This window comes from Amycolatopsis rubida, from assembly GCF_900115345.1.
Classification (GTDB): Bacteria; Actinomycetota; Actinomycetes; order Mycobacteriales; family Pseudonocardiaceae; genus Amycolatopsis; species Amycolatopsis rubida.
Window position 1 is genome coordinate 203,458 of the sequence record NZ_FOWC01000009.1, and the last position, 25,544, is coordinate 229,001.

Consider the following 25,544-nt stretch of genomic DNA (forward strand, 5'->3'; position numbering starts at 1 on the left):
GTGGCCGCACTCGCCGACTCGGTCGAAAACCGGCATCCCGGCTGGCCCGCCACGCTCGGCCCCCTGCGGATCCCGGCAGGCGTGCTGGCCGTGCGCCCGGTGCGGTTGCGCGACGCCGGCGAGTGGAGCCGCGTCCGGCTGCGCGACCGCGAGCACCTTGAGGAGTGGGAGCCGACCGGGATCGGGCCGTGGGCCGACCGCAACGCGTTCTGGTCGTGGCCGTCGCAATGGGCGGCGTTGCGCGGGCTCGCGCGGCGGGGGCAGTGCCTGCCGTTCACAATCACGGTTGACGGAAAGTTCGCGGGGCAGATCACTGTCGGTAATGTGATCCGCGCCGCACTCCGGTCGGCCTGGATCGGGTATTGGGTGTCGTCCGAGATCGTCCGGGGAGGCGTGGCCACCGCGGCCGTCGCCCTCGTGACAGATCACGCTTTCGATGCCGCCGGGCTGCACCGGCTGGAAGCCACCGTGCGGCCGGAGAACAACGCCAGCATCCGCGTGCTCACCAAGGCCGGATATCGGCAGGAAGGGCTGTTCGAGCGGTACCTCGATGTCGCCGGAGCCTGGCGTGACCACCTGTGTTTCGCCGTGACAAAAGAGGAGACCGGCGACGGCCTGGTGTCCCGGCTGGTGGCGTCCGGCCGCGCCGACCTGGCCTAACGGTGACTACGCGTGCTAAACCGATCACGCGTTACCACATCCTGTGAGATTCACCTAATGCGGTGATGCATTTTCGTGATCGAACCCGGCGAGTCTGCGCCTCCTGTGTGACTGTTGTGGCTAGCGTGACTACAGCAGAGGATCGGGGGAGGTGACGGGAGATGCCCAGCTCGGTGATCATCGTCGCGCTCGCCGCGGCATGGCTCGTCGTTCTCGTGCCCATGGTGGCTCGCAAACGCCAGCAAGTCGCGCGGACGCCAACCTCCGCGCTGGCCGCCCGGGTAGTGCGAAGGGGCAGTGCTCGCAACGAGGGACAGGAGGACGACGCCATGCCCGACAATGCGAATCCTTCGGTGGAGGATGATCTCGCCGAACTCGAGGCGGAACTCGACGCTGACCTGGACGCCGAGCCCGAAGCCGAACCGGAGCCGCTCCCGCAGCCCTCGCGCGCGGAACGCGCCGCCGAGCCGCGCCGCGAACGCCGCAGCTACCGGCCTGGCCGGGGCGGCTTCGACCCGGAGGCAGCGGAGATCGCGGCCAAGGCGAAGTACGCGTTCCGTCAGCGGGTGGTCGTGATCCTGCTGATCGCCGCCGTCGTGACGGCCGCGATCGCCGGATTCGCCATCTCGCTCGCGTGGTGGGCGCACGTCGCCGTGGACCTCGCCCTCGTCGGCTACCTCGTGTACCTCCGCCGTCAGGTCCGCATCGAGAACGAGATCCGGCAGCGCCGGATGGCCCGTTACTCGACGACAGCTCCTGCTCCCTCTTACGAGGCGTACGACTCCCTCGAAGAGGAGGAAGAAGAGGACGTCGAGGTCGTCGCACCCGAGGTGCCGCGCGACATCGTGGAGCGCAAACCGTCCCCGATGTCCCGCATTCGCCGCCAGGCGGTCGTGGTCGACCTGGACGACGAGGATCCCGCGTTCGAGGAACTCGCCGAGCCCAGTGCGAGCCCGTACCGCCGGGCAGTCGGAGAGTGACCCCCGCTGTTCGGTGCCTGGAGGGCGCTGCTAAGCTTTCCAAGCACTGAACAACAGGGGCTCACGCTCCTGAGGGGCTGTAGCGCAGTTGGTAGCGCGTCTCGTTCGCATCGAGAAGGTCAGGGGTTCGATTCCCCTCAGCTCCACCTTAGAGGTCTTACTAGAACAAGTGCCTGAATGAAGGCCACGAAGTAGGACCGCGACGCCTGAAGGCGTGCAAGGACCACCCGCATCGCGGGTGGTCCTTTTGCTTGCACCCTCCGCGCCGGTTGCTCCGGCCCGCTGATCTTGGATGGCGTGGAGCTCGCCGAAGGGCTCACGGAGCTCACCGTCTGTGATCTTGTCGTCCTCGATGTAGAGGGCGTGGAAGATCGCCTGGTTGAGGAGGCGCCGCTGTTGGTCGTTGCAGCGTCGGTACAGCTGGTCGGGCTGTTCGAGGAGGGCAAGGCCGGCGTTGACGAGCTGAGCGCTGTCGGTGAGGTCGGCGTTGGCTGTGTCGAGGCGCTCCTCCAGCCGGCGGCGTTCGCGGGCGATGTCGCGTAGCTTCTCCTTGACCTTGGTCCGAGGCAGTGTGCTGTCGGCGGCGAGGTCGATCAAGTTCTCCTCCTTCGTGTCGAGTTCCTTGAGCTGTGCGGTGATCTGCTTGCGCAGTAGGCGTGCGGACTTTTCCTGCTCGCCGAGCACGGCATCGATCTGGTCGCGCATGTCAGCGATGAACGGCTGGCTGAAGCGAATCGCGGAGTAGTGGCGCTCAACTGCGTCCTCGACGAGCGTGACATTGACGTGGGGTGCTTGGCACAGCCCCTTTTGCCGGCCGCGGCAGAAGAAGTACAGGTACTCGGCGCCCTTCGAGTTGATGGTGCGTTGGATGATCATCCGTCGCTTGATGCCGTCGCGTTGGCAGCGTCCGCAGAAGAGCGAGCCCTTGAGGTAGTGGTGGTGGACGCGACGGCGTTCTTGTGCCGTCATGCGAGATTCGAGGATCTCCTGGACGGTGTCGAAGAGGTCCTCGTCGATGAGGGGCTCGTGCCGCCCCTGGATTTCTTCGCCGTCGTACTCGACGTATCCGAGGTAGTAGCGATCGCGCAGCATTTGCGAGATCTTGTTCTCTGAGATCTTCTTGGCGGGGTGTCGCCGGGTGGCCCTGGTGCGTAGGCCGCGGTCGTAGAGCTCGTCAGCTAGCTCTTCTTGCGTGTAGTCGCCGGTAGCGAAGAGCTCGAAACCCAGCTGGACAAAGGGCGCCCGTTCGGGGTCGACGATGATCGTGCGGATCACGCGGCCGTCGGAGTGGTCGATGTGGTTGAGGTAGCCGATCTTCGCGCGGCCGAGTGTGCCGCCGTTGCGGGCCTTCTGGCCCATCTTGTAGGCGATGTCGGCACCGGACTGGCGGGATTGGTACTCGTTGAACGTGGCCAGGATGCCGTGCATCAGCTGGCCGACGGGGGTGTCGTCGATGGCCTCGGTGGCCGAGACCAGCGTGACGCCGCGCTTGCGCAAGTCCGCCATGACGATCGCGTCGTCGTAGCGGTTCCGCGCCATGCGCGAGAGCTGGTAGATGATGATGACGTCGACGTCGCCCTGGCTGCGGACCCGCGCGAGCATCTGTTGGAATGCTTCGCGTTTGGTCATCTCCGTTCCCGAGCGTCCGGGTTCGACGTACTCGTCGATGACCGTGACGCCCAGTTCGCGCGCCTTGCGAAGGCACGCTTCCCGTTGGGCCGGGATGGAGATGCCTTCCGGGTTGTAGTCGGTTCGGACCTGCCCGGTCGAGGACACGCGCAGGTAGATCACTGCGCGGGTGCCGGGGGCAAGGTCGTCCATCGGTGGCTGGATGGGGATGGTGACGTCCTGCTGCAGTTCATCGATGAAGTCGGCATAAGCGCTGGTCATGACACCTCCTTCTGGGGGCGGTTTGGACGGAGGACCGGGCAACCGGCGAGTGGGTCCTGGCGGCTGGATCGCGCGCTACCGACGAGCGGCGAAGTAATGACGGGTTGCTGTGTCTCACCGGCTGCGGAACCGCGCGAGGATGCGTCGGAACGGTTGGCACTTCGGCCAGGGCCAGAGTCGAGCGCGTGGGGCGACGTACTCGTCGATGACCGACAAGCCCAGTTCCCTGGCCCTGCGCAGACATGCCTCACGCTGGGCCGTGACGCTGTGCTCGCTCTCGGCCCGGTCGGAGGCCACGCGTCTGTAGATCACGGCTCGGGCGTCGGTCGCGGGGGCATCCGACGGTCGCTGTGTGGGGACAGGACAGCGCTGCTGACCTTCGTTGACCGAGTTGGCGTAGGCGCTGGTCATGACACCTCGTTGTGGGTCGTTCGGATTGGATGGTGTTGTTCGGCGGAGTGGGCCGCGGCGGGATTGCGGCTAGCCCGCGAGCGGCGACTCGTCGCCGGATCGCTGCTCGTGCCGACGACGGTCGCGTCGATCTGCGACTGCCCCGGTCTGCTCGATCTCCGCGACGGCAGTCACCACGCGGACGAGAAAGAGGCCGTGCGCGGTCTCTGTGTCGAGGGCGGGATCAGCGGCCGAGACGACCCGCACGCCTCGGGACGTCAGCTCGCTGAGAACGAAGGCGAGGTGCTGCGTCTTGCGGGACAGGCTGTACAGGTGATTGACGACGAGCACGTCGAGGTCACCGGATCGGGCCGCTGCCAATATCCGTTGCAGCCCTGGACGTTTCAGCGTGCCGCCTGATGCGTAATCGCTGCCGCGGAGAGCGATGTACCAACCGGGTTGAGACGCGACGTAGGTCTGCAGGTGGTCACTTTCGCGGAGAGTGGGCCACCGCTGGTAGAGACCGACGCGTATCGAGCATCGAGCCCGCGGGTGTGTGTCGCGAGGACTGCGGGGATCGCAAGTGACAGGCGGCATTGTGCTGGACCGTCCTTTCGAGTCGATGGCGTGCGGCTTCGATCTGTTGCGTTCGTTGCGCAAGCGCGAATGCGCGGCGTCATGCCGCGTCGCGGCGGTGGTCGCGGTGGTCGACGCCCGCAGTGCCTGGCTCGGCGGGCAGCGTTTGTTCGCCGGCTTCGGCCTGCACCAAGTCAGCTGCGAGGCTGGCGACCACACGCGCGAGCTTGTGCATGTCGGGTGGATCGCGGCGGACGCCGCGCACCACCACATTGCGCACGGCTCGGCCCGCGCCAACGCGTCGTCGGGGTTGCCTGTTCGGCGCACTGATGGGGCTTTCCTGCTCCTGGTTGGCCGGAGCAGGAACGTCGGCGCAGTTGTCGTTGGGCTGGTCAGGGGTGCGAGGTTGAGCGCACATGAGCGCCCCCTTCGTGCCCATGAAGTCCGCGGTTGGCGGGGGTTCATGGGACTGCTGGTCGGCGACAGGAACCGTCGACACAGCGGGCACTCCCAGCCGCCGACACCTGCGGTCGCCGGTCCGCGCGAGGCGGGTTTCGCGGCGACGCGGGCACGCACCATGACATGCGTTGAATGAGCTGGGACCGCCGAAGCTGTCACGACCAACGGGCCTCTACTCCCCGAGTGCACGTGTGCGGGGCCGGCGCTCGTGGCCGTGCTGGACTCTTGCCGTTCGACAGGACCGTGAGCCTGGCCGAACGGGTACTGGGTCACCTCGTCAGCGCGAGATGAGCGGTCGACGCGAGTCCAGAAGATCTCTACCGGCGCTGGCCGCGGACGGCGGCGCGTCGGCATGGCGATGAACGTGACGTGCGCCGAAGCACCTCCTCTCTCCCGAACCGGGGATAGGTCTGTCATTCAACTAAGGTAGCACCTGAGTAAATCTGGTACAGCCTGAATAGCTCATGCTTTGCCTGTTGATCGTGCGTGGCTGCTGAACACGCCGGACGTGCGGCGGCCGGCCTTCGTCGCCATCGGGGACACTGAGCGTCGGTTGGCGACGGCGCGAAGCGCCTCGGAGCGACGAACACGGGCGGCAGCGGGTGGAGATCGAGTGGCGGCTGCGGAAGGTCATGGCCTCCCGCGACGTCTGGACCGCGACCCAGCTGCGCGAACTCCTCATCCAGCGCGCTGGGTTCGAACTGTCCCTCCAGTCGGTTGACGTGCTGATCAAGAAGCAGCCGATCCAGGTGAAGGTGGCTACCTTGCAGGCGCTGTGCACGACGCTGCGGTGCACGCCCAACGAGTTGTTCGGGATCGACACGCCACGCGATGTCTCGCTCGTCGAACCGGACACCACGGAGTCCCGCGGCGAGCAGTGAGCTCGCGGCTGCGGACGCGGCGACGGCCATCACGCAGCCCTCCTCGATACCTGCGGGGACACGTTGTCCGCGGACAGTCCTGCCGACCCCAGCGTGGTTCGGATCTGCCGATACCAGCTGAGCGCGAAGCGCAGACAGTTCGACTCGGTGCGATGGCTCGGACCGCATCCGGGTACGTATCGACCGCGCATGCTCCAGGACATCGAGTCCGAACTGGAGAGAGCTTCGGCGTACCGGCTAAGGCCGGTGATCTTGATGCCGAAACCGTGCAGGTTCAACTCGCGCGTGGCGAAGGCGCGCATGATGCGCTCGACGTCGGCGCTGCTCTGCCGCCGGCACACCGTGCCGATCCCAACGAGCGGCTCGGCGCCCAGGTCGATCCCGGCCCGCTCGTAGAGGTCGGCGCAGCGTTCGTAGTCCGACAGAGTCCAACCTTGCAGCGTCGGCACCCACGGGAGTTCAGGCGCGAGTTCCCGCAGGCGGACGAGGTTGCGCACGGTCCGCCGTTGATGCTCGCGGACCGTCAAGCCGGTGCGTTTCAGGATGCGCTGTTCGCACATCCAGTCTTGCGGCGCCGCCCAGGCGAGGTTGCCGATCTCGTCGGCGTAGCGCCGGACCGCCCGGACGTAGTCCTTCTCCTCGATCTGCCAGCGCCCGTGAAGCTGCAGCTCGGTGAAGCCGCCGGAGTCGAGGGCCCATTCCGTGGTGGCGCGGGGCAGGGTGCGGCGGTGGCCGAGCCGCCGGTGCGACACCAGCAGGGGAATGTCCGGCACGCGGGTCAGCCAGATGGGCTGGTGGACGCCGAGGTAGAACTTCACGCCGGCACCGCCCTCCGGCGAGCGCGGACAACACCAAGCACAGCGACCGCCAAGAGCGTGGTGGCGGTCTTCCCGACGAGTTGGCCGGTGAGGTAGGTCAGCGAGCCGAAGGCCATCGGCAGGAACAGCAGGCTGTCGACGAGCAATCCCACCGCGTTCGACACACCCACGGCGGCAAGGCGACTCCGGTCGCGCAGCGGGGTGTAGACGGCGAGGTCGACCAGTTCCGAGACGGCGAACGCCGCCGCGCTGGCAAGCGCGATGCGCGGCTCGGCGACCAGGCCGGACAACGCCGCGCCGAGGCAGATCGCGAGCAGCGTTGTCCGGGCGCCGACAGCGTCCTGCAGAAGGTCTCGGACGGTGAACGCGAGCCCGGCGAGGAGCGAGCCTGCGGGAACGTGCAGGCCCGCCACCGCCACCGCCACCGCCGGCCAGAGCGTCGTTGCCCAGTTCGCTCCGGCGATCGTCGCCGCGTACGCGGCGACCAGGATCCCGGCGGCGACGCGCCACCGGCGGGTGGTCATGCCGCACTCGGCCGGGTATCGGCCGAGTTCTCCGCATCGGGCGGACTGTCGGCGGCGCCGGGCTGGGCGCGGTGGAACGTGCGTTCGTCAACCAGTGGTTCGTGCACCTTCGGCGCCGAGGTGACCCACTGCTCGACCGGTGCCGGGCGGCCGGCAACGGTGCGGGCCCAGACCTGGCGCCCGGTGTACTTGACGTTGGTGACGATCCGCCGGACGGCCTTGGCGGTCCACCGCCCGTTGGGCACCGGAGCCGGGTACTGGCGGGGGTCGTTGTTGAGCTGTGCGGCGATGACGGCGAACGTCAGGCCGCGGTCGGCGCGCCAGATGAAGATCTGCTTGACGACCGCGGCGGTCTGCCAGTCCGGGACGAGGACCGCCCGCAGTTTGCTGTGTCCGCTGGGGTCGGTGACCCGGATGCGCAAGGCACGGTAGCCGTAGGGCGGCGGCCCGATCTGGTAGCCGGCCCGGACGAGTTCGACCATCGCGGCGCGGGCGCGACGAGTGGTCTCGGCGTGGTGCGCCGAGAGCGCAGCCCACTGGATCCGGTTGCCGTGAGCGTCGGCCAGTAAGTCGTCACCGGCCTGGTCGACCGCCCCGTCTTCGGTGTCGATGACGGATGCATCCGACCTAGTTGTCCACAGATTTGTCCACAATCGGGACCACCACGGTGGACGGATCTCCGCCACCGGTGTGCCAGTGCACTGGTGCCGGGCGGCGGCACGGAGGGCAGCGCGCTTGCGGCGGAACTCGGGGTGCCAGCCGCACTCGCGGCAGTACAGGCGGGTGGTCATGCCGCTCGCCTCCAGCCGGGGTAGGTGACGCCGTTGACGGCGGGCCGGATGACGTCGTCCTCAGTCGGCCACGGGATGCCGGCTGCCGTCGCGGCGGCGAGTTCGGCGTCGTGGGCGAGTTGGAAGACGAGCACCTCGTGGTGCGCCGTCAGCGCGGTCGGCGCACCGGCGGCGCGGGCTCGGGCAGCAGCGCGACGCTCGGCGAGCGAGGCTCGGGTGACCAATCGGCTGCCGCGCAGGCCGGCGGTCAGCGCGATACACCGCTCGACCGGCGCCAACCCGGCCGCGGTGGCGGCGGCGATGAGCCGACTGGTCAGGTCAACCAGCGAGCCGTCCGGGTGCCGGAACGGTCGCGCGATGACGGCGACGTGCCCGCCGGAGCGCAGCAGCGGCTCGCAGTAGAGCAGCGTCGCGGCGAGGTCAGCGAGGGCGGACTCGACCGGGTCGCGGTCCGGACCGCTCGCCTGGGTGTTGGGGTCGGCTGGCGCGGTGCGCAGGGCGGTCAGGACGAGTCCGACTCGGCCGATCAACCCGGCGGCTCGGACGGTCGCGAGGACTTTCGGGCGGGCGTCGAGGACCGAGCCGTCGCGCCAGGCGCCCGCGGTCTTGGCGGCGGTGACGTTGGCGCGAGTGAGCGTCCACCACCGGGTGCGGGCGGTCAGTCCGAGCGCGTGACGGCCGGTGCGCAGCGCCTCCACGAGGGCGGTGCCCGCGCCGCAGTCGGGGTCGAGAACGAGGTCGCCGGGACGGGAGTAGAGGGCGATCGCGTGGGCGGCGACGGCGGGCGGAATCCGCTCGGTGTCGGTCTCGGTGCCGGGCACGCAGCCGGCGTCGCGCAGTTGCGCGAGCGGGTCACGCTGGCCGGTCGGCCAGACCGACAGCGGCGGCATCAGCGGCTCCTCCCCCGGCGGTAGGGGGAGCGGCCAGGGCGACGTGGGACGGTCAGGCATCGGAGGTCTCCTCCCCGTCGGCGGAGTCGGTCAGGGCCGGCTGGCGGGTGAACACCAGGAGGTCGTCATGCACCTGGGTGTGCCGAGCGGGGGTCGCGAGCGGTGGCGTTGGGCCCTGCGGCCGGGGGTGCGGGGCGGGGGTCGCGACCGCGAGCGCGCCGTCGCGGACGGGGACACGCAGCAGTGCGATGCGATCGAGGTAGCGCAGTCCAGTGCGGTGCGCGGCGCGCACTAGCGAGCCGGCGGGGTCGGTGAGTCGATCACGGGAACGGTCACCGTGAGTGATGACGGCGAGGGTGCCGGTCGGGGTGAGCAAGCCTGCCCAGTCGGCGGGGCGGAACCAGTCGAGGGTGCGCGGGTCGGCCGCGGTGATGACGAGGTCGTAGCGGTCCGGACCGACGCCGGTTGCAGTCGGATCGGATCCGGTCCGGCGGCCTGTCGACGGTCCGGCGGGCTGGTCGATGGTCGGACTGTCGGGGTTCGGTCGGGGTCCGGACTCGGACTCGGCTGCCGCGGCATCGGCGGGTTCGTCGACCGGGTCGGGGTGCGCGACGGCGGTCTGGGTTTGGACGCCGCGGCCGAGTCGGACCACGGTCCAGCCGGCTTCGTGCAGTCCGGCGTACGGGCCGGGCCGGGACTGGCTGCGACTCCCGGTGGGTGACCACGACGCGGGTGGCGCGAGGTAGGGCGCGGGGTCGAGCAGAAGGACCCGTTGGCCGGGCTGGGTGTAGGTGGTGACGAGCTTGATGACTGCGGTCAGCAGCCAGTTGGCGAGCAGTCCGGTGCCTTCCTGAAGGTCGTCCTGAGCGCACGGCCAGACGGTGCTCGGCCGGACCGGACGCGGATGGCGCAGCGTGAGGCGCAGGGCTCGCAGACGCGGTGTTCGCCGCCTCTGTGGGAGCGGGATCGGGATGGTCGGCGGGTCGGTCGGGCCATGCTCCTGGGAGCCGTCTCCTGGTGAGTCGTTGCCGTGTGTCGGGGTCATCGCGGGTCTCCTCCGGCGAGGGGGTGCTGTGCGTTCTGACGCCCCTTAACTCCGTATTTCGACCCCGTTTTGGACACGCCTCGTCAAATTTCTCTGCATCACGACTGCCCGCGTTGCTCGCACCTCAAAAGGGCCCGAACAGTTCTGTCAAAGCTACGGCTTGAGAGTTACCGGTTCGGCCACTCCGGGCCCGCCCAGAACTGTCCTCTGGACCGGCCCTGAGTCAAATTTTCAAGATTTTTTCGCCGCCACCAGGTTGATCTTCACTCCTGGCTCGCACCGGCACCCGCGCGCCTACTAGAGCACTACTAGCGAGCGACTATGACCGCAGATAATCGGCTACTAGCGTCGATCAAGGCGCTCGCTTCATGGAGCCGGTTTGTTGATCTTGATCGACCCCGTTCGCGGGGCGAAATAGTAGTTCGCTAGTAGCCTCGGCGCGGTTTGCTAGTTGGCGCCTAGTAATGCCGTGGTATTTCCGTGGTATCGGTCGTGGCTTCCTGACGTCGTTGTTGTTCACATCGACGCCGTGGGAGTCACGACATGGCAGCACAATCCGTTTTTCGTCGCCGTGGCGACGAGGCTGTCCCGAACTCGTTGGATATCGCGCGGGACACGTTTACCTGGCTGGTGACCGGGCCGCACCCGGTGTCGCTGAACGGCCGGCTCTTCCCTGGCCTGCCCGACCGACACATCCCGCTGGACGAGGTCCGCGACCGGCTGCTGGCGCGCCGGTGCCCGCAGGCGACGCGGGACGCGGTGTGGGCGCATCTGGTGCTGCGCTCCCGTACTGAAGGGGCGACCTGGACGGTCGCCGCGGTCGGGGTCGCGCTGCCCGCGCTGACCTCGGTCGCGGCCACCCTGTCCGATCGGTTCGCCGGCGATCCGGCCGATGTTCACGCCGAGGTCTTGCGCGGCTTTCTGACCGCGTTGTCGACCATCGATCTGCGTCCGCCGCGGATCATGCTGCGGCTTCGGTGGGCCGCCTACCGGTCCGGATATGACGCGCTCGCCGAGGCGCTGGCGGGTCCGACTCCGGTCGCGCCGGGCTTCCGATCCACCCCGCCGCACACGCCGTGGGGACACCCGGATCTGGTCCTCGCTCGCGCGGTCGCGGACGGAGTCCTGACCCAGACCGAGGCCGCGCTGATCGGTGCGACCCGGTTGGAAGAGGTGCCCGTCGCGGACTGGGCCGCGGCGCACCAGACCGGCGAGTGGGCGGTCTACAAGACGCGCAAACGCGCCGAGCTCCGGCTCGCCGCGTACTTGCGCGACGGCGCCGCCGAGACCGATCCGACCGACCCGCTGACCGACCAGGTGGCCACTGCGGTGGCCCTGGCGCGCCCGGTCACGCCGACCCGCGACTTGCCACGTTCGTCACTGTCCGTATCCGTCGCCGAGGTTGGATCGGAGCAGAAAGTTCAGGGTCGCGTGTCCAAAACGGACGCGAAATCCGGAGTTCAGGGCTGCGGGACACACCCGCGCTCAGCCCGACCTTCGGAGGTGCCTCAATGCGCCTGATCGATCGTTTCCTCCCCGCCGTGAGCGGGCCACACAGCGCCCGTCTCGACGGCAATCCGCAGCCGTTGGCCCAGCACACGGAGGCGCGTACGCCGGACGAGCTCACCAGCGGCGGGCCGTCGAATGCTCCGATCATTTCGCCGGAGGACTGGACTCCGGTCCGTCCCCGGCGGTGGTCGCACGTAGCGCTGATCGCCGAGCTGGCGATCCTCGCGCTGCTGGCGTCGGCGTCGGCGGCGCACGCCGACACGATGGTCGTCGCCCTCGCCGGCTCGGTCACCGACGTCCTGAACAACGTCCGCAACTGGATCATGGGCATCTTGGCCGGTCTGGCCACGGTGTTCCTGTCGATCGGCGGCGTCCGCTACGTGATGGGCGGCGGCGACCCCGGCGAGATCGAGAAGGCCAAGACCGCGTTCAAGTCCGCGGGCTGGGGCTACGGCCTGGCGGCGCTCGCGCCGCTGGTCGTGGAGATCCTCAAAGGGATCGTGGGGGCCTGACCGATGGCCGTCAGCACCCCGCCCACGGTTCGCCCGCACCGCCGGTCCGGCGGCCCGGTCGCGACCGCTGCCGCCGCAGACCGAGCGACGCTCTCCCCGGTCTCCGACGGCAGCGCGGACCGGCCGCCGGCCGGTCCGCGGCGGCGCTGGCGCGCGGGCTGGATGCTGGCGCTGAGCATCGTCGTGCTCCTGGTCGGCGTCCTCGCGGTGAGCGCGTGGGCCTCGCCCGCCGCGCCGCAGCAGCCTCCGCCGCCGCTGCCGCTCCCGACCGTCGACCCGTGCACGCCGGATTCGCCGCTGCCGGTCTGCCACCTGCCCGCACCAACCACGACCAAGCCGCTTCCCACCGCGCCACTGCCGCTGCCGACTGGGCTGCCCGCGCCAACGACATGCACCTTCCCCGGCCAGATCGGCTGCACCTCGTCCACACCGACCACGGCGCCGAGCAAGCCGTGCACCGGTGAGGACTGCATCCCGCAGCCGACCACGCCGCCACCGAACACCGGCCCGCAACAGCCGGGCGCCGGCAACGGCGACAGCGACTCGGACTGCGGCATCACCGACATCGGCGCGTGCATCACCGAGGCCATCAACTCGGCGTTCCGCAGCATCGTCGACGCCGCACTTTCCCCGATCCTGGAGTTGATCGGTCACACCGCACTGTCCACCCCGGCCATCAGCGACCTGCCGGGCATCGGTGAGCTCTGGAACAACTCCTGGGAGCTCGTCCTCGCCCTCTACGGCTTCTTCATCCTCGGCGGCGGCATCCTGCTGATGGGTCACGAGAGCGTCCAAGCGCGCTACTCCATAAAGGAGATCGGCCCGCGGATCCCGATCGCGTTCCTGGCCTCGGCCCTGTCGCTGTTCTTCGCTGACAAGTTCATCAAGCTGGCCAACGCGCTGACCTTGGGCGTGCTCGGCGACGGGGTGAACGCGCCCTCGCTGGGCAACACGCTCCAGGACGCCGTCCAGGGCATCGCGAGCGGCGGGCTGTTCATCATCCTGGTCGGACTGGTGCTGGTCGTGGTCGGCCTCGCACTGTTGGTCGTCTACGTCGTCCGGATCGTCATCACCCTGGTTCTGATCATCAGTGGACCGCTGTTCCTGATGTGCCATGCCCTACCGCACACCGACCCGCTCGCGCGTTGGTGGTGGAAGGCCCTGACCGCGACCTTGGCCATTCAGTTCGCCCAGGCGCTGGTGCTGATCACCGCGGTCCGAACGTTCCTCTCCGGCGGCGTGCACTTGTTCGGCTCGACCCTGTCCGCGCTCGGCACGCTAGTCGCCGCGATCGCCTTGTTCTTCATCCTGTTCAAGATCCCCTTCTGGCTGTTGAAGGCGGTCAAGGTCGGCTCTGGCCGTTCCTTCCTCGGTGGCTTGGCCCGTGCCTACATCGCGGCGAAGACCTTCGGCATGGTCGCCGGCAAGACCGGCGCGCTTGGCAAGGCCGGTGCCGCAGGCACCGCGAAGACCGGCGGCCGGGGCGGCGGAGGCGGAGGCGGAGGGGGCCGCGGAGGCGGCTCGGCGGATCCGCCGTGGCCCGCGCAGCCGCGCCTCGCCCCCACGCCGGAGATGGTCAACAAGCGGCTCAAGGCGGCCCATGACGCCGAGCGCGCCCGCGCGGCCCGCCGGTCGCGGCTGCCGTCGCAGGCGCCGCAGTTCCTGCAGCCCTCACCCCAAGACACCACCCACGACCCCGCCGTCACCCCGGCGAACCAGGGACCAGCCATGCCTCCTGAGTTCAGTTCCGCACCCACGCCAGCCACGCCGATCTCCCCGCCGCGGCGAGGGTCGCGGCCTGGATCGGCACCGCAGTTTCAGGCCGCCGGAGGGCCGCGTCGTCGCGGCGCCACGGCACCGCCGGCCCGCCCGATCCGCACCGCGTCGGTGCCCCCGCAGTTGCAGTTCCGGCCAGCCACGCCACCCGCGCCGCAGCCGTCGCCGCCACCCAGGCCGGCATCCGCTCCTGCCGCGCCGGTGTTCCGGCAAGCCCAGCCCGAGCCGCGCATCGGTGACGCCTACCGGCGCACCCAGTCCGTTCCGCCGCCGGTGTTCCGCGCACCGAAGCCCACTTCAGGAGGTGAAGGGAAATGAGCCAGCCGGTAAGGATTCCCGCCGACGTCGATCGCGAGGACCGCGTCATCGGTCCGCTGACCGCGCGGCAGCTGCTCATCCTCGCCGTCACCGGGATCGTGCTGTACGGGGCGTACACGCTCACCCGCGAGTTCGTGCCGCTGGTGGCGTTCCTCATCGTCGCCATCCCGATCGGGGTGACCGCCGCGTTCCTCGCGCTGGGCCAGCGCGACGGCATCACCATGGACCGGTTGGTGCTGGCGGCGCTGCGGCAGCGGATGAGCCCGCAGCACCGGGTGGCCGCGCCGGAAGGCATCCGCCCGGCCCCAGAGTGGCTGGGCAGCCAGGTCGCGAACACCAGCAGCACGGGCCGCGCCAAGCGGAAGGACAGCGCGGGCGGCACGGATGCCGCGGCATCGACGGTCTCGCCGGCCGCGCTGCGGCTGCCCGCCGAAGCGGTCACCGACACCGGTGTCATCGACCTCGGTAAGGACGGCGTCGCCGTGGTCGCGGTCTGCTCCACGATCAACTTCGGGCTGCGGACCCCGGCCGAGCAGGAGTCCCTCGTCGCCTCCTTCGGACGCTACCTACACAGCTTGACGGCACCGGTGCAGGTGCTGGTGCGGGCGGAACGGCTGGACCTGTCCGGGCAGATCGCCGAGCTCCGCGACCAGGCCGGCGGCCTGCCGCACCCGGCGCTGGAACGGGCTGCGCGCGAGCACGCCGAGTACCTCGACCAGCTCGGCCGCGCCACCGACCTGCTGCGTCGCCAGGTCCTGCTGATCCTGCGCGAACCGCTGCTGACCACGACGCCGACTGACGGGCTCGGCGGCGCCTCACCGCTGGCCGCGTTGACGGCGAAACGCCGGGCCGCCAAGCAAGCCGCCTCGGTCGACGACGCCACCCGCCGTGCCGCCGAAGCCCGGCTGGTCCGCCGGCTCGGCGAGGCGGTCGAGCTGCTGTCCCCGTCCGGGATCGTGGTCACCCCGCTGGACGCCGGACAGGCCACCGCGGTGCTCGCCGCGGCCTGCAACCCCGACAGCGTGATCCCGCCGAACTCCGGTCTCGCCGGCTCGGACGAGGTCATCACCACCGCCCCGGACGACGGCTGGGACGCAAGCGCGTTCGGCCGCGCCGCGTTCCCCACCGACGCCGAGTTCGGCGAGGCCGAGGACGCCTGGGACAACGACTTCGACGACACCGCCGAGGACCCCGACGACTACGCCAACTCCGCGGGGAGGTACCGCTCATGAAGACCACGGCCAAGCGCCGCGGCCGGAAGGCCCAGGCCGTGCAGCCGCCGCTCGGGCGGGCCAGCGCGTTCACCCCGGACGCCATCTCCGTGCGCCCCCGCGCGCTGGAAGTCGGCGGCGAATGGGTCGCCAGCTTCGCCGTCGTCGGCTACCCGCGCGAGGTCCACCCCGGCTGGTTGCAGCCGCTGCTGACCTACCCCGGACGGGTCGACGTCTCGCTGCACATCGAGCCGATCGACCCGATCACCGCGGCCAACCGGCTCAAGAAGCAGCTGTCGAAACTGGAGTCCGGTCGCCGGCACACGAGCGAGAAGGGACGGTTGATCGACCCGCACGTCGAAGCAGCCACCGAGGATGCCTACGACCTGTCCGCACGGGTCGCTCGCGGTGAGGGCAAGCTCTACCGGCTCGGGCTGTACCTGACCGTGCACGCCCCCACCGAGGAAGCCCTCGGCGACGAGGTCGCGGCGATCCGGTCGTTGGCGGCGTCGCTGCTGCTGGACTGCAAACCGACCACGTACCGCAGCCTGCAGGGCTGGATCACCAGCCTGCCCATGGGCCTCGATCTGGTCGGAATGAGGAGGACGTTCGACACTTCGGCGTTGTCCGCGGCGTTCCCGTTCACCTCGCCCGACCTGCCGCCGCCGGACCCGACCTCGGTCGGTGCGCCGAGCGGCGTGCTCTACGGCTTCAACGTCGGCAGCCAGGGGCTCGTGCATCACGACAGGTTCGCGCTGGACAACCACAACAGCGTGATCCTCGGCCGCTCCGGCGCGGGCAAGAGCTACTTGGTGAAGCTGGAGTTGCTGCGGTCGCTGTACCGCGGGATCGAGATCCACGTCATCGACCCCGAGGACGAGTACGCCCGGCTGGGCGCCGCGGTCGGCGGGACGTACGTGCACCTCGGCGCCGAGCAGGTCCGCCTCAACCCGATGGACCTGCCGATCCACACGCGCCCGGACGGGCGCCGCACCGCGCCCCGCGACGCGCTGATCCGCCGGTCGCTGTTCCTGCACACCGTGATCTCAGTACTACTCGGCGCGGAGTTGGCGGCGACCGAACGGGCAGCGCTGGACCGGGCGATCACCGCGACCTACCAACGCGCCGGCATCACGTCCGATCCGCGGACCTGGACCCGCCCGGCGCCGCTGCTGGCCGACCTCGCCGAGGTCCTCGCCGACACCGGTGACCCCGCCGGGGTCGAGCTCGCGGCGCGGCTGCACCCGTACGTCACCGGCGCGTTCTCCGGCCTGTTCTCCGGCCCGACCTCGACCCGCCCGGAAGGGCACCTGGTCGTGTTCTCGCTGCGCGACCTGCCCGACGAGCTCAAGCCGATCGGCACCCTGCTGACGCTCGACGCGGTCTGGCGGCAGGTCTCCAACCCGGCCATCCGCAAACCCCGACTGGTCGTGGTCGACGAAGCCTGGTTGTTGATGAAGGAACCCGCCGGGGCCGAGTTCTTGTTCCGGATGGCCAAGGCAAGCCGCAAGCAGTGGGCCGGCCTCACGGTCGCCACCCAGGACACCGCGGACGTACTGGGTTCGGACCTGGGCAAAGCCGTCGTCGCGAACGCGGCAACACAGATCCTGCTACGGCAAGCCTCCCAGGCGATCGACGAGATCACCCGCACCTTCGACCTGTCCATGGGTGAACGCCAGTTCCTGCTCTCAGCCGACCGCGGCCAAGGGCTCCTGTCGACCGGCACGCAGCGGGTGGCGTTCCAGTCCATCGCCTCGCCGGTCGAGCACGAGTTGGTCACGTCGAACCCCGCGGAAATCGCTGGATATTCCGACGCCGCGTCGGGAATCGAGAACTCCTTCGTCGAACTCGGCTCAGGAGACGCCGCGGGGATCGCGGACTCGTTCGGAGACGGCGACGCGTCGCACATCGAACTCGACGCCGCCTGACCGCCCTCATCGCAAGCGCTAATCCGTTTACACCGAATCACACTCAGGGGATACCCATGTCTACATCACTGCCCATTTCCGCCACAGTCCGGCGACCTGCTCGGCTCCTGACGCAAAACAGCGAGATGCGCCAGATCGGCGTATGGAACTGGTCGCTGCCCGCCTGGGCCGGGCGACTGCCCGATGGTCGTACCTACAACACCTGTCCCAGCGCCGGAATCTGCGCCCAAGCGTGCTACGCGCGGCACGGAACCTATACCTGGCCGGTCGTCCGGGCCAAGCATCAGGCGAACCTCACCTATGTCCTCGACGACCTGGCAGGCTGGCAGGCCGCGATGGTCGCCGAACTCAGCGCGACCAAGTTCCGCGGCGCGTGGATCAGAATTCATGACAGCGGCGATTTCTTTTCCGACTCCTATCTTCAGGCATGGCTGGATATCTGCCGTGCACGCCCCGACACGAATTTCTATGCCTACACCAAAGAGGTGTCTCGCTTCCGGGCACTTGTCGAGCCTGACCCGCCGCCGAATTTTCTGTGGGTCTACTCCTACGGCGGGACCCAGGATGCCGCGCTGAATCCTGCCGTCGATCGGGTCGCGGATGTGTTTCCCGACGAGTCCGCGATCGCCGAGGCGGGCTGGGCCTCGCAGGAAGCCAGCGACCTGCTCGCGGTCCTGGGCCCGCGGCTGGTCGGGGTGCCTGCCAACCGCATTCCCGCCTACCTCAAGCGGTTGGCCGGGCGCCGGTTCTCCGAGTGGCAAGCCGAGGTCGACGCCGAACGCGCCGCCCGCCGAGGCCGCCAGCACCTGCGGCTCGTCGTCGACAACACCCGCTCCGACCACCTCCAGCCGCCCACAGCCGAGCCCAGCTCGATGCCGGGCGACCAGCCACGGGCGGCCTGACCGCAGCTCGCGCCCGTCCCGTCGACCGCTTTGCGTGGGGAGGTCCCCGATGTCCTGGCCAATCACCACCACACCCCTGTCCACCCTGGTCCCTCCACGGGTCGAGCAGGCCGCGGAGGTCCTCGCCTCACCGGTCGGCGACTACCTGCGTGACCCGCTCGGCGCATTCCAGAACGTGCTGGCGCACCTGCGCGACCTCGCCCTGACCTGGGGCCCGGTCGTCGGGCCGGTGCTCGCGGTCGCCGTCGCCGCAGCGGTCATCGCGCGGCGGCGGTGGCGCCGCCGCTACCACCAGCGCCTGATGACCGACGCCCGCCTCGTCACCGTGCTCGCGCCGCCCACAGTCGACCCCACGGGCGCGATCACCGTGTGGTCCAACCTCGTCGGCCTCCTGCGACCAGGATGGCTGCGCCGCTTCGGCGGACAACCGCACCTGGCCTTCGAGCTGACCTTCACCGACGACGGCGTGCAGATCCGCCTGTGGGTACCCGGCCTGGTGCCGCCCGGCATGGTCGAACGCGCCATCGAGGCCGCCTGGCCCGGCGCTCACACCCGCACCACCCCCGCCAAGCCCCCGATCCCGACCACGGCGGCAGCAGGCCGACGCGTCGAAGCCGTCGGCGGCGAGCTGCGGTTGGCCCGCTCGGAAGCCCTGCCGATCCGCACCGAGCACCCGGCCGACCCCATCCGGGCGATGCTCGGCGCACCGGTCGGGCTCGGCCCGCACGAGCGGGCCTGCGTGCAGATCCTCGCCCGCCCCGTCGCCGGCCACCGGGTGACCAAGGCGCGCCGCGCGGCCCGGCGAGTGCACGCGGGCGGCTCGGTCCACCTGATCGGGCGGCTGCTCGACGCCATCACGCCGGGCAAGACCCCGAAACCCTCGACCAGCACGCGGACACCGCAGCTGGATCGGCAAACCAGCCTGGAGTACGCCGCCCAGGACCGCGCGGTCGTCGAGAAGCTGCGGGCGAACCAGTTCGAGACCCGCATCCGCTACGCCGTGGCCACCACGGTGCCCGAAGACGCCACCTCGGGCGAGGTTCAGGCGGTGCGGGAGGTGCTGCGGGGCCGCGGGCACGCGATCGCCTCGGCGTTCGCCGCCTACTCCGAGCACAACTACTACCGCCGGGTTCGGCTGCGCCGCGAGCCGGTCGCCGTGCTGGCCGAACGCCGACTCGGCAAGGGCGACCTGCTCTCCATCCCCGAGTTAGCCGCGATCGCGCACCTGCCGATCGACGAGTCCACTCCCGGCCTGCAGCGGGCCGGCGCGAAGGCCGTGCCGCCCCCGCCGGGCATCGCCACCATCGGCGAGCAGATCAAGCCCCTGGGGCTGTCGGACTCCGGGCACTCCCGCCCGGTCGGCCTGCACGTCGCCGACGCCCGACACCACCTGCACATCCTCGGCGCCACCGGCTCCGGCAAGTCCGAGCTGATGGCCCGGATGATCCTGGCCGACGCCGAGGCCGGCCGCGGTGTCGTCGTGGTCGACCCCAAGGGCGACCTGGTCAGCGACATCCTCATGCGCCTGCCCGAGGAACTCGGCGAGAAGGTCGTGCTGTTCGACGCCGACTCCCGAGCCCGCCCACCGGTACTGAACCCCTTGGAGGGTGCGGACAAGGCCCGCGCGGTCGACAACCTGGTGTCGATCTTCTCCCGGATCTACGCCTCTTCCTGGGGGCCGCGCACCGACGACATCCTCCGCGCCGGGCTGCTCACGCTGACCGCGATGCCCGGCACGCCGACCCTGGTCGACCTGCCCAAGCTGCTCACCGTGCCGGCGTTCCGGCAACGAGCCTGCGACCAGATCGACGACGAGGTCCTCAAGGGCTTCTGGTCCTGGTACGACGACCTGTCCGAAGCCAGCCGCGCACAAGTGATCGCGCCGCTGATGAACAAGGTCCGCGGTTTTCTCCTGCGTCCCTTTGTCCGCGCCGCCATCGCCGATGGTCAGTCCACCGTGGACATGGACGAAGTGCTCAACACCGGCGGCATCTGCCTGGTGCGCATCGCTCGCGACGCACTGGGGATGGAAACCGCACGGCTGGTCGGCTCCATCGTCGTGGCGCGCACCTGGCAGGCCGCGACTCGCCGAGCTCGCGTACCGCAGCGTCAACGCCGCGACTGCGGGCTGTACATCGACGAATGCCACAACTTCTTGAACTTGGCCTATCCGTTGGAGGACATGCTCGCCGAGGCCCGTGGCTACCGGCTCTCCATGGCGTTGGCGCACCAGTACCTCGGGCAGCTACCGAAGGAGCTCGAAGAGGGCATCAGCACCAACGCCCGCAGCAAGATCTTCTTCAACGCCTCACCCGAGGACGCGAAGAAGCTGGCCCGGCACACCATGCCGCGGCTGAGTGATCACGACCTGTCCAACCTCGGCGTCTACCACGTCGCAGCCCGGCTCGTCCTGGGCGGTGAGGAAGCACCGCCGTTCACCGCGGTCACCGAGAAACTCCCGCCCGCGATTCCCGGCCGTGCTAAGGCAATCCGCAAGGCCGCCAGAGTCAACACCCGTCCGCCCGCCACCGACTCCAACGCGGTCGCGGGTCACACAACGCAGACCACTGTGGACCCGCGCCGCGCGGCCTAGCGAGACCAATTGTCTTTTCGCGCAACGCATGCGGACTCATCAATCGTAGGGACGACACGTCTGGGTGGGACCGCATGCGTTGCCCTTGCCATTTGCCACTGCTGCCCGTCTCCGGGAGGTGCGTACCCATGATTTCGAACCCCACCCCTCAGCGAGCGTTGCGCGGCCACATGCCGCAGCGCCCCACCCCACGAGCCGCCACCACCGGAGAGCACCACGCCCAGCTCGCTGGCCGGCTCACGCTCCGGGACCGGTGGCTGGCCCGAATGCTGCACGAGCACAAGGTTTTCACCACTCAGCAGATCGTCGAACTGTGCTACCCGAGCATGCGCGCGGCCAATCACCGGCTGCTCGACCTGTTCAAGTGGCGTGTGATCGACCGGTTCCAGCCATTCGTCAGCTCCGGCACCGCGCCAATGCACTACGTGCTCGACATCGCCGGAGCGGTCGCCCTGGCCTACGAGGACGGTCTCGACCCGAAGAAGATCGGCTACCGGCACGAAGACGCCATCGGGATCGCGCACTCCCTGCGCCTGGCCCACACCGTCGGGGTCAACGGCTTCTTCACCACCCTGATCGCGCTCAGCCGGCGACCCGGCGCCCGCGGGCGGCTGACCGCGTGGTGGTCCGAGCTGCGCTGCGGCCGGTTGTTCGGCGACATGGTCCGACCCGACGCCTACGGCCGATGGCGCGAGGACGGACAGCAGATCGAGTTCTTCCTCGAATTCGACTTCGGCACCGAAGATCTCGCCACGCTCGGCCGCAAGCTCTACGGCTACGAAAAACTCGCCACCGCAACGGGAATCACCACCCCGGTCTTGGTGTGGCTGCCCACCAACCGCCGCGAAACGACCGCGCGCCGGGCGCTCACCGACGCGCTGTCCCAGCTCGACCGCCCGGCACTCGTGCCGGTGGCTACCAGCGCCGCGGACGTCGCGGGCATGGCCGGCGAGAACAACCCCGCCGTCGCACGGTGGTTGCCGATTTCCGGCCCGGCAATTCGCCGCCCCGGCCGGCTCCGCCTCGTCGAGCTGGCGCAGCTCTGGCCGCAGATCGACCCGCCCAGCCCAGCGCCGCCCTCGGCCGCGGTCCCAGGCCCGCAGGCACCGGCGGAACTCACCGCGCCGGACCCGCTCCCTCCAGGCGCACCAGCCAGCCGCTTCCGGAGGTGACCCCGTGAAGATCGCCACTGCCGCCGTCGCGGTCGTCATCGCCATCCTGATGCTCATCGGCGGCATCGGCCAAGCCGTCGTCAATGCCCTCTTCGGCAGCAGCAGCACCCAGCCCAGCCAGGAAGCACTCGCCGACATCCCTGCTGACTACCTCGCCCTCTACCGGCAAGCCACGAGCGTGTGCGCCGGCCTGGACTGGTCGATCCTCGCCGCCATCGGCAAGATCGAAACCAACCATGGACGCTCAACGTTGCCGGGCGTCACCAGCGGGGAAAACTATGCTGGCGCCGGTGGGCCCATGCAGTTTCTGCAGTCCACATTCGACGGCGTCGTGGCCCGGCATCCGTTGCCAGCAGGGGGTGCCACACCGCCGTCCCGGTACAACCCGCACGACGCGATCTACGCCGCGGCGTACTACCTCTGCGACTCGGGAGCACCGAAGGACCTTCGTAAGGCGATCTTCGCCTACAATCACGCCGACTGGTACGTCGACGAAGTTCTTGCACAGGCGAAGAAGTACGGCGACGCAATGGTCGGAACCGGCGACTGCAAGAACATCCAGGCACCGACACCCGCGGCCATCACGGCAATCAACTTCGCCTGCGGCCAACTCGGACTGCCCTACCAGTGGGGCGGCAATGGACCAGCCCAGGGCGACAAGGGCTTCGACTGCTCCGGCTTGACCATGGCGGCCTACAACGCAGCCGGCATCTCGCTGCCGAGAACGGCCCAGACCCAGTACAACGCCGGCCCGCTGGTGCCCGCCGGGCAGCCGCTGCTTCCCGGAGACCTGGTCTTCTACGGCACGCCGGGCAATGTCCACCACGTCGGCCTGTACATCGGCGCGGGCAAGATGGTGCACGCGCCAGACTTCGGACAGCCGATCCAGGTCAGCGAGTATCGGTGGAACGGTGACGACTATCTCGCGGCGACCCGTCCCGTCGTTGACCCTCGCCTGTAGCTTCCGTGCACGAATGCCATGATCCGAAGGAATGTAATAACTACTTGACAGTTCTATTGGATGCGACGGAAACCGTTCTATCGGTTACATAAGTCCGCCGTGATGATGATCTATGCGTTGCAACGAAATAACCAGGTCCTGGAGGGCGAATACTGCCGGATAGTCAGTACGTGACAGCACGCCGATCAGGTAGTTGACGGCCTTGAAGCAAGATAGAATGAATTTGAAGCGAATCAAGGGGTTATCTACTCGGATTCCCTTGTTTTTGCCGACGATCTCGTCATATGCAAGCTCAAGAGCAAAGCGTTCTGCCGGCGCTGGCTCGCCACTAGCAAGCTGGCTGCTCAATAGTGCATTGACGCTCATGTTGAGTTGACGCGAGGAGATTGTGATACATTGCAGCAAAACGCCCAAGGAAGTGATCTGGGACTCCATAGGGGACTCGTCCGAACGCTCCGCAAGAAAGTTTAAGTACTCATGCGCCAAATCTTTGTCGTCCAGCCACCAGACAACAATAGACCCGGCGAAGGCTGACGCACATATTGGGTCGATTGCAGATCCGGGTTCAAAGTTGTTGCAGAGCTGCTTTAAGGAACGCAGAGCTGGTCTAAGGCTAGATTCCGGAAGATTGCCACCGAATCGAAGCTTCAAATCCCCCCAATTATCGTTGCCGTCTTCACGCTGGAGACGATCCCACTGAGGACCGCCAAGAAACTCTGATCGCACGGAGTGGTCGAGAGAGGAGAGAAGCGACCAAAGCTCTTGCGGACCCCAGTCTGAGAGGATTTCAATACTGGAAAACTCGGTCATTCCCCTGAGATCTTCCAGCGCACGCGCCACGTTCGCGTGCATGCCAAAGAGATCATTGTGCACTAGTCGCCATTTTCGCATCTCGGGATAGTTTTGTCTGGCACCTCGAAGATCGCCCAACAATTTACGGGTTATTTCGTCTCTCTTTTTTCTAGAGGGTGGCGCATATACGGAGTAGAGGATCTTATTCTTGGAATCCCAGCCGTCGCATGCCCGATCACCTACGTTGCCACCCGCACGCGAAACGTTGAAGTGGTTCGGATTCGACAAACGCATCAGGCGGGTGAACATAGTTTCAAACTCATTGCCGGACGCTTCCAGTAGTACGAGTTTGAACTTGTGTTCCTGCCACAGCAGTGCGGCCAAGTGGGTCCAATTCTGGTCCATGCGCTCGCGCCTGGTCATTAAGCCTCTGTGTTGGTTCGAGTTCAGCGAACTGGTCGTGACACTGCCGGGTCAAGTCGCAATGGTCGCTCGGTCTCGTACGGACGGATCGACAGAGTAACGATCATGAGCTGACCCTAGAGCCATGCCGCAATTCTGGTCTTCTTGTGCAGAATACGAGACGTCGAGATCATGTATCAAGGAAGTCCCATTCGTCGCCGAGAACCCATCGCAGCGCCGACAGCTTCCCTTGCATATAACCCCATTCCCATTCGTCTGCAGGAAGAAGGTTGTCTTTGCCGTAGCGCTCCTCGGTGGCTCGCATCAATTTCTGCACCCGATCAATTAAATCAGGATGCAGTTCCTGATTTCCTTCAGCGACCTCCAGATCGTGCATTACCCTCCGCGCGTACCAGATCTTGTCGAAGTATTCGCGCTGCGCATCGACGATTTCACCGAACGAGCGCGGCTCGGACTGGACCGCTTCGACCTCTTCGGCTTCCTGGGTGAACTCGTCCCCAAAATGTTCAAGGAGCGCAGCATTGAGTCCATCAACGTCATAAAAATAGCAGGAGTGCTCACCGTCGAATAGAGAGGCAAGGTCGGGGTGAGGCTGCCGACGGTCACCATTTGGAAGAGAGAAGTCTTGATAGTTCGAAGTGACGAAGCTAAAGTAGTGCGTTGAGTCGTCATTTCGACTTACCGTGGAGCCATATAGCTCAATGAGTAATGCATCTGCAACGCTGTTCTTGTTAAGATGGAAGGGTGCCTTCTTTTTGAGCGACCGCTCGACGACTGCCCGATGCTCTTCCGGACCCGGCTCCAGACGGTGACCATTGCGAAGTAGGTCTGCAATCTCCGAAAAATTCTGGAGTGAGCGAGCACTAACATAGGGAACTTGATGCGTCATCTCGTCGAGCCACTGCAAGGTGGCGTCTCCGCCGTACTCCTGGACATCTTTCTTGAGCAGTCGGAAGCGCTCACGGACACTCGTAGTGGCCGCCGCTTCGGCGCGCGGCCGGTTGCGCTCGAATTCTTCGAGTATTATCGATGGAACCAGTAGTTCCAGTCGGCTCGAATGCGCTAGGACCCGAATCGGCACAATCGTCTGCTGACCATCTCGCCGTTTGGCTAGATCCAGCCATACAGACGTGTCAATGAGAAGGCTAAGCATATTGAATCTCGCCCGTCAGGCTACGGAAGGTTGTTATGCTTCTTCGGTGCTGTCACCCTCAAGGAGTTTGTAGACGTTGCTGCGCTGCATCCCGACTTCCTTGGAGATCCTCAAACGGGGCACTCCTGCGGCGTCCGCGGCCAGCACAGCCTCGCGCCGCTTCTTCCGCGCTTCTCGTTGCTTGGCAAGGAGGCCGTTGATCCTCGCTTCGAGCTCGGCCTGCTGGGCGCGAGCGTCGTCCAGCTCCTTCTTGATCCCCTCGACCTCGGCTCGACAAGCGCGAAGCTGAAGGACTTCCTCGGGGTCGCTCATCGGGGAGCCTCTCTCGCAGAGTGTCACCGTCTTGCTTACGGTGAGCTTTCGTCGTCCCACAGTGTCTATCACACATGT

Annotated in this window: 24 protein-coding genes, 1 tRNA gene and 1 pseudogene; 16 read left to right on the forward strand and 10 right to left on the reverse strand. The window is 67.8% G+C overall.

The window, feature by feature from the left end; genetic code table 11:
• From BM362_RS30460 to BM362_RS50370, 5 genes are all read left to right on the forward strand, one after another.
• A complete protein-coding gene (locus BM362_RS30460; RefSeq protein WP_067575472.1) occupies positions 1–660 on the forward strand; it encodes a GNAT family N-acetyltransferase in 660 nt (219 codons plus the stop codon).
• Between the two features lie 161 nt (positions 661–821).
• Positions 822–1,640 (forward strand): divisome protein SepX/GlpR, encoded by an 819-nt coding sequence (sepX, locus tag BM362_RS30465; RefSeq protein ID WP_093575443.1) that lies wholly within the window; start codon positions 822–824, stop codon positions 1,638–1,640.
• Positions 1,641–1,713: 73 nt separating this feature from the next.
• Positions 1,714–1,786 (forward strand) — tRNA-Ala (locus BM362_RS30470).
• Positions 1,787–1,937: 151 nt separating this feature from the next.
• Positions 1,938–2,183 carry a hypothetical protein gene (locus BM362_RS49430; RefSeq protein ID WP_049803320.1) on the forward strand — a complete coding sequence of 82 codons (246 nt, stop codon included), beginning with the start codon at positions 1,938–1,940 and terminating at the stop codon, positions 2,181–2,183.
• Between the two features lie 201 nt (positions 2,184–2,384).
• On the forward strand, positions 2,385–2,753 hold the full coding sequence (locus tag BM362_RS50370) for a hypothetical protein (RefSeq protein ID WP_342029825.1): 369 nt from the start codon (positions 2,385–2,387) through the stop codon (positions 2,751–2,753).
• On the opposite strand, the pseudogene BM362_RS49435 reads toward BM362_RS50370, so the two are convergent.
• Together BM362_RS49435 and BM362_RS50745 are read right to left on the reverse strand one after the other, a co-directional pair.
• Positions 2,670–3,530 (reverse strand): annotated as a pseudogene (locus BM362_RS49435) (recombinase family protein); the annotation flags it as partial. The gene BM362_RS50370 and the pseudogene BM362_RS49435 overlap by 84 nt on opposite strands.
• Positions 3,531–4,010: 480 nt before the next feature.
• A complete protein-coding gene (locus BM362_RS50745) occupies positions 4,011–4,517 on the reverse strand; it encodes a recombinase family protein (protein WP_107309576.1) in 507 nt (168 codons plus the stop codon).
• Here BM362_RS50745 and BM362_RS47725 point away from each other — a divergent pair.
• Together BM362_RS47725 and BM362_RS30485 are read left to right on the forward strand one after the other, a co-directional pair.
• Positions 4,504–5,091, forward strand: coding sequence for a hypothetical protein (locus BM362_RS47725; protein ID WP_041759331.1), 588 nt, complete (start codon positions 4,504–4,506; stop codon positions 5,089–5,091). The two genes, BM362_RS50745 and BM362_RS47725, sit on opposite strands and share 14 nt — an antisense overlap.
• A gap of 466 nt (positions 5,092–5,557) precedes the next feature.
• On the forward strand, positions 5,558–5,836 hold the full coding sequence (locus tag BM362_RS30485; protein WP_013673388.1) for a helix-turn-helix domain-containing protein: 279 nt from the start codon (positions 5,558–5,560) through the stop codon (positions 5,834–5,836).
• A gap of 29 nt (positions 5,837–5,865) precedes the next feature.
• Here BM362_RS30485 and BM362_RS30490 read toward each other — a convergent pair whose 3' ends face one another.
• The 5 genes from BM362_RS30490 to BM362_RS30510 are packed head-to-tail and all read right to left on the reverse strand — an operon-like array spanning position 5,866 to position 9,904.
• Positions 5,866–6,654, reverse strand: a complete 789-nt coding sequence (locus BM362_RS30490) for a deazapurine DNA modification protein DpdA family protein (RefSeq protein WP_013673389.1) — start codon at positions 6,652–6,654, stop codon at positions 5,866–5,868.
• Positions 6,651–7,178 (reverse strand): VUT family protein, encoded by a 528-nt coding sequence (locus BM362_RS30495; RefSeq protein WP_013673390.1) that lies wholly within the window; start codon positions 7,176–7,178, stop codon positions 6,651–6,653. Before BM362_RS30495 ends, BM362_RS30490 begins: the two co-directional genes overlap by 4 nt.
• On the reverse strand, positions 7,175–7,969 hold the full coding sequence (locus BM362_RS30500) for a recombinase family protein (RefSeq protein ID WP_093575445.1): 795 nt from the start codon (positions 7,967–7,969) through the stop codon (positions 7,175–7,177). Before BM362_RS30500 ends, BM362_RS30495 begins: the two co-directional genes overlap by 4 nt.
• Positions 7,966–8,859, reverse strand: a complete 894-nt coding sequence (locus tag BM362_RS30505; protein WP_093575446.1) for a DNA methyltransferase — start codon at positions 8,857–8,859, stop codon at positions 7,966–7,968. The genes BM362_RS30500 and BM362_RS30505 overlap by 4 nt, the downstream gene beginning before the upstream one ends.
• 52 nt (positions 8,860–8,911) lie before the next feature.
• A complete protein-coding gene (locus tag BM362_RS30510) occupies positions 8,912–9,904 on the reverse strand; it encodes a hypothetical protein (protein WP_013673393.1) in 993 nt (330 codons plus the stop codon).
• A gap of 543 nt (positions 9,905–10,447) precedes the next feature.
• Between BM362_RS30510 and BM362_RS30515 the strand changes: the two genes are divergently transcribed.
• From BM362_RS30515 to BM362_RS30555, 9 genes are all read left to right on the forward strand, one after another.
• Positions 10,448–11,425, forward strand: coding sequence for a hypothetical protein (locus tag BM362_RS30515; RefSeq protein ID WP_093575447.1), 978 nt, complete (start codon positions 10,448–10,450; stop codon positions 11,423–11,425).
• A 188-nt stretch (positions 11,426–11,613) separates the two neighbouring features.
• Positions 11,614–11,925 (forward strand): pilin, encoded by a 312-nt coding sequence (locus tag BM362_RS30520; protein ID WP_446685013.1) that lies wholly within the window; start codon positions 11,614–11,616, stop codon positions 11,923–11,925.
• 3 nt (positions 11,926–11,928) lie between these two features.
• Positions 11,929–14,019 (forward strand): TrbL/VirB6 family protein, encoded by a 2,091-nt coding sequence (locus BM362_RS47730; protein WP_013673397.1) that lies wholly within the window; start codon positions 11,929–11,931, stop codon positions 14,017–14,019.
• Positions 14,016–15,251 (forward strand): PrgI family protein, encoded by a 1,236-nt coding sequence (locus BM362_RS30530; protein ID WP_093575448.1) that lies wholly within the window; start codon positions 14,016–14,018, stop codon positions 15,249–15,251. Before BM362_RS47730 ends, BM362_RS30530 begins: the two co-directional genes overlap by 4 nt.
• The gene (locus tag BM362_RS30535; protein ID WP_093575449.1) at positions 15,248–17,158 is read left to right on the forward strand and encodes a VirB4 family type IV secretion system protein; all 1,911 of its coding nucleotides are present in this window, start codon (positions 15,248–15,250) and stop codon (positions 17,156–17,158) included. Before BM362_RS30530 ends, BM362_RS30535 begins: the two co-directional genes overlap by 4 nt.
• A gap of 56 nt (positions 17,159–17,214) precedes the next feature.
• A complete protein-coding gene (locus BM362_RS30540; protein ID WP_013673400.1) occupies positions 17,215–18,060 on the forward strand; it encodes a GP88 family protein in 846 nt (281 codons plus the stop codon).
• 49 nt (positions 18,061–18,109) lie between these two features.
• Positions 18,110–20,653 (forward strand): helicase HerA domain-containing protein, encoded by a 2,544-nt coding sequence (locus tag BM362_RS30545; protein ID WP_013673401.1) that lies wholly within the window; start codon positions 18,110–18,112, stop codon positions 20,651–20,653.
• Between the two features lie 128 nt (positions 20,654–20,781).
• Positions 20,782–21,825 carry a replication-relaxation family protein gene (locus tag BM362_RS30550; RefSeq protein ID WP_013673402.1) on the forward strand — a complete coding sequence of 348 codons (1,044 nt, stop codon included), beginning with the start codon at positions 20,782–20,784 and terminating at the stop codon, positions 21,823–21,825.
• Between the two features lie 49 nt (positions 21,826–21,874).
• Positions 21,875–22,786, forward strand: coding sequence for a C40 family peptidase (locus BM362_RS30555; RefSeq protein ID WP_049803621.1), 912 nt, complete (start codon positions 21,875–21,877; stop codon positions 22,784–22,786).
• Between the two features lie 84 nt (positions 22,787–22,870).
• Here the strand turns inward: BM362_RS30555 and BM362_RS47005 are convergent, their stop codons facing one another.
• The 3 genes from BM362_RS47005 to BM362_RS30565 all read right to left on the reverse strand — a co-directional run bounded on the left by BM362_RS47005 (position 22,871) and on the right by BM362_RS30565 (position 25,466).
• Entirely contained in the window at positions 22,871–23,962 is a 1,092-nt protein-coding gene (locus BM362_RS47005) for a hypothetical protein (protein ID WP_143132514.1), read from the reverse strand.
• 208 nt (positions 23,963–24,170) lie between these two features.
• The gene (locus BM362_RS30560; protein ID WP_013673405.1) at positions 24,171–25,154 is read right to left on the reverse strand and encodes a PIN domain-containing protein; all 984 of its coding nucleotides are present in this window, start codon (positions 25,152–25,154) and stop codon (positions 24,171–24,173) included.
• 33 nt (positions 25,155–25,187) lie between these two features.
• Complete coding sequence (locus BM362_RS30565; RefSeq protein WP_013673406.1) at positions 25,188–25,466, reverse strand: hypothetical protein; 279 nt, start codon at positions 25,464–25,466, stop codon at positions 25,188–25,190.
• Between the last annotated feature and the right edge of the window lie 78 nt (positions 25,467–25,544).